The 3978-nt window shown below is 68.7% G+C and carries 3 protein-coding genes; all 3 read right to left on the bottom strand.

The genetic code is table 11. The features are described from left to right. Positions 1–79: 79 nt before the first annotated feature. The 3 genes from ACIBA9_RS38080 to ACIBA9_RS38070 are packed head-to-tail and all read right to left on the bottom strand — an operon-like array spanning position 80 to position 3808. A complete protein-coding gene (locus ACIBA9_RS38080; protein WP_399370359.1) occupies positions 80–529 on the bottom strand; it encodes a DUF6262 family protein in 450 nt (149 codons plus the stop codon). Continuing rightward, complete coding sequence (locus tag ACIBA9_RS38075; RefSeq protein WP_399370357.1) at positions 526–2682, bottom strand: tyrosine-type recombinase/integrase; 2157 nt, start codon at positions 2680–2682, stop codon at positions 526–528. The genes ACIBA9_RS38080 and ACIBA9_RS38075 overlap by 4 nt, the downstream gene beginning before the upstream one ends. Beyond that, on the bottom strand, positions 2672–3808 hold the full coding sequence (locus ACIBA9_RS38070; protein WP_399370355.1) for a tyrosine-type recombinase/integrase: 1137 nt from the start codon (positions 3806–3808) through the stop codon (positions 2672–2674). Before ACIBA9_RS38070 ends, ACIBA9_RS38075 begins: the two co-directional genes overlap by 11 nt. Positions 3809–3978: the final 170 nt, after the last annotated feature.

Genomic DNA, 3978 nt, shown 5'->3' with positions numbered 1-3978 from the left:
CCGCCCGTTATCGCCGGTTCGTTCGCGATCTGAGCATGTTTTTGCAGCTCAGGATGGTTCTTCGATCGATGTGACGTGGTCAGCAGGGGCCGATGGTTCGCGTCCGCGGAACGGGGGTGTCGCCGCCTCGGCGGGCGAGTTCGCGTCGCAGGTCGAGGTTCTCGCCGTGGGCTCGTTCGAGCGCGTCCCGCAGGGCCTGTACTTCTTCTCGGTGCTGCTTCTTCAGGCGGGTGATCTGGCCGGTCAGTGCGAGGACGAGGGCGCTGTGCTCGTCCGCCGGAGGCGTCGGTGCGGGAACGGGCCGGGCCTGGGCCCGGAGTCGTTCGATGCGTCCTCGCAGGTCGGGGTGGTTATAGAGGAACGCATGGGAGACGCCGGCTTCCCTCTGGACGGCCTGAAAGGTGATCGGCTCACCGCGTTTGACCAGGGTGCGGATCGCCTTCTCTGCCGCGGTGGTCTTGGCCTGTGATTTGGCCTTCGCGGCGGTGGCGAGTGTCTGGGTGCGCTTGGTGCGAGTGTCGTCGGTCATGGCCGGGTCCTTCGGTGGCGGTCGAGGTCGAGGGTGAGCGAGACCGGGCCGGCGGGGGCGGCGCCGCAGCCGGCGCCCTGGATGGCGCGTCCGGGTTTGGAGCGGAGGGTGTCCAGGAGCTTGGTGAGGGCCGCGTGTTCGGCTCGTCGTTGCAGCAGCCAGACGTTGTCCTCGGGCATCGGGCGTCCGTGTCGCTGTTGGAACGCGGTGGTACTGCGGTTGATCAGGGCCTCGGTCTCGTCCAACTGCCGTTCCAGAGCACTTTGGTGGGAGGTGTCAGTGACGAAGACCGAGCAGGTCAGACAGGCATTCCCCTTGTCGCAGGTCTGCAGGGGCGGCAGCAGGCACCAGCCGTGGGGCAGAAATCGGTCGGCGCGGCTGAACAGGTGGAGGCTGTCGTGGTCGTCGTGGGAGAAGGTGACGTGGGTGCCGTCTGAGCGGAGTTTCGCGGTGGCCAGGAACGCCTGCTCGGCATGTTCCTGGCGGGCGGCAACGTAGTGCATCGTCATAGTCGGGGTCGCGTGTCCGGCATAGCGCATCAACACGTGGACGGGCAGGCCGAGTTCGGCGAGCCGGGTCAGCTTGGTGTGACGGAAGCGGTGGGTGTGGCTGAGCCCGACGGACTTGCCCTTGCTGTCGGTGATCTTCACGATCTTGCTGAACTCGCGGAGCATCCAGCTGTAGGTGCCCGACGGGTAGGGCTTGTCGCCCTGCCGGTTCCCGGTCCTCTGCAGGAACAGGTGACGCGGGGTGATGCCGGGGAAGTGCTCACGGACCCACCGTCGTTGTTCCTCGATGACCGCGACGACCTCGGCGTCGACGAGGATGGTGTCCGGCGCGATGGCGATCTTGCTCTGTGCGTAGTGGAAGCGGGCGATCTGTTCTCCTTCGGCGGCGTCGACGGCCCGGTCGGGGACCGGGGAGAGGCAGTCGAAGCGGCTGGTGCGGATTTCGCTGGCCCGTCGCCCGGTGAGGATCTGCAGCAGGATCATGCGCATGGCCTGCGGGTCGTCGAAGCCGCGGGCGGTGACCTGCTGTCCGTCACCGCGGGTGAGGGCCATCTCTTCGTGGCGGGCGAGCCCGAGCAGGGGCAGTGCGGCGGGGATCTGCGCGAGCGCGTGGTCGTCGACGTAGTGCTCGTCGTTGAGTTCGCGCCGGTCAGGGATGCGGGAGACCTGCCGGAACCAGCCAGCCGCGTGCGCGTCGGTGACCCGCGACCACGGGTTCGGCCCGAGGACCTGGCGGGCCTCGATGGGGTTCGCGGCGACGAACGCGAAGAGTTCGGCGACGGCCCGCAGGTCGTCGTTGACCAGGCGGGGATGGACGGGCTGCCCGGCGAACCGTTGCTCATTCTGTCGCAGGAGCCGGTTGGCGGGATCGGTGTCCCAGCGGCGGAAGGCGGCGGCCAGCTGGACCGCGTGGGCCGGGTCGCTCAGAACGTCGAGGGGGTCGGTGAAGGTCTGGAGCCACCGGTCGAAGCGGGCGAAGCACCGCATCCGCTCCTGGCTCACGGTCGACCAGCGCAACGTGCCGGCCTCCAACTGGGTGCCCAGGCACCACTTCACAGCCTCCCGCAGCCACGGCTGAGTAATCTTCGAGGGGGAACAGCCGTAGTGGGCCTGGGGTTCGTGCTCGGCCAGCGGAATCCGCGGATCGCAGCGCGGATGCCACTCGTCCAGAGACCACCAGGGCCCGTCCGAACAGCGGGCGAGGAGGGCCAGACGGGAGAAGCGGAAGATCACCCGCAGCCGGGCGACGCTGCCGCGGGGAATGAGGCGGCCCCAGCGGGTTGCATAGAACCACCGCTGCAGAGCGGCCGCGGTCTCCCAGTCCATGGTCCGGATCGAGGCAGGGAAAGGGTGCTGGTCGCGGATCGCGCGGCGCAGGATGTTCGCGAACTGGTTGGTGCCCAGCACCGAGGAACGGGTCCCGTCCATCGCCTGCCAGTGCGCCATCCAGGCCAGTTCGGCGGCGATCAGGTCGGGCAGACCGGTCAGGTCGATGCTTCGGTCGCCGTTCTCGGTGATCTTCTCCCAGTCGTCGATGCCGTCCCTGATCACCGGCCCCTTCCAGGGCTCTGGCAACTCGGTCCAGAGCCGCCAGAACGGATCCTCGTCGCCGGCCGCATGGAGATGACGCTGTTCACCGGCCATCGTCGACCTGCCAGGCAGAGATGTACGACTTCCAGTTCGCCGCGACCCGCAGGGCCTCGTCCTCGCGGACCCAGCCATAAAGGTCGAGGGTGGTCTGCACGTGTGCGTGACCGAGTCGGCGGGAGACCACCCACTCCGGCGTCCCGGCCAGCAACAGCGCGGTCGCGTGGCTGTGCCGGAACCAGTGCGGCGTCCAGGAGGCGGGGCCGACGCCCTTCTTGCGCAGGGCGGACACCTTGTCCCGCACCGTGCCCTCGCGCAGGGCGGCCAGCAGCGGCGGCCGCTCCAGGTTCACCAGCAGCGGCGATCCGGTATCGATCTCGATGCCGAACTCGGCGGCCCGGCAGGCGAGGTGGGTGAGGTAGTCGGCGAATAGTCGCTCCAGGTCGCTGCCGACATAGACGCGTCGCGGGCGCATCATCTTCACCCTGGCCCCGTTCGTGTTGTCCTCGCGAGGCACGATCTCGACATAGGGAGTGGAGCCACGGCCCATGACGAAGTCGCAGATCCGCAGGCCGAGGGCCTCTCCCAGGCGCATGCCGGTCTCCGCGAGCAGGGCGAACAGCAGCCGGTCGCGCAGGTTCCCTCTCCAGTCGCTGACCGTGGCGTCCGGCGTCGCGCAGCCGTCCAGGATCGCCTGGATCTCGGTCGGCAGCAGCAGCGGAGGGCGCCCATGATGCCGCTGGCGCCGGACCCTGACCAGCGAGGACGGCGCGGGAGCGGTGCGGGCGTCCAGGTGCGCGAGCAGGCCCCGGGCCGGGGCCCGTCGCGGCGTCCCGCGCATGAGCCGGCCCGCGACCGGCGCTGAGAAGACCGCCTCCTGCCAGCGATAGAAGGAGATCAGCGCGGCCAGTCTCGCCTCCAACGTCCCGGCCTCCGGGGCCTGTTCGGGCTCGACCAGGGTGTGCTCGACGGTGCGGCCATTGCGCAACCAGGACAGGAACCCCGAGACCGCCGGGACCCCGAGATCGCCCCACCTTCCGGTCTCGTCGCACTGTTCGAGGAACGTCCACCACTGGGCCAGCGAGGTCGCATAGCCGCGGACCGTGTTCGGAGACCACAGCTGCCTATGGGCCTCCAGCCAGTCCTCGACCGGTGCGACGGTTCGGTACTTCTCGTCGATCACGGTCCACGTCCGCCGACCGTTCGCGGGCCGGACCGCCAAGCTATGCGCCACTGATGCCGTTCCGTCTCGTTGAAGAACTCCCGTTGATAGCAATGCATCAACGACGCAGAACGCTCACGGTGACGCTCGTTGCAGACAGAGAATCGAGGGGCTCACGCCCCGCTGATAAC

The sequence above is a fragment of the Streptomyces sp. NPDC051452 genome (assembly GCF_044454765.1).
GTDB lineage: Bacteria > Actinomycetota > Actinomycetes > Streptomycetales > Streptomycetaceae > Streptomyces.
Note: the sequence above shows the minus strand (reverse complement) of the source record. Positions and strands in the feature narration are given on the sequence as shown.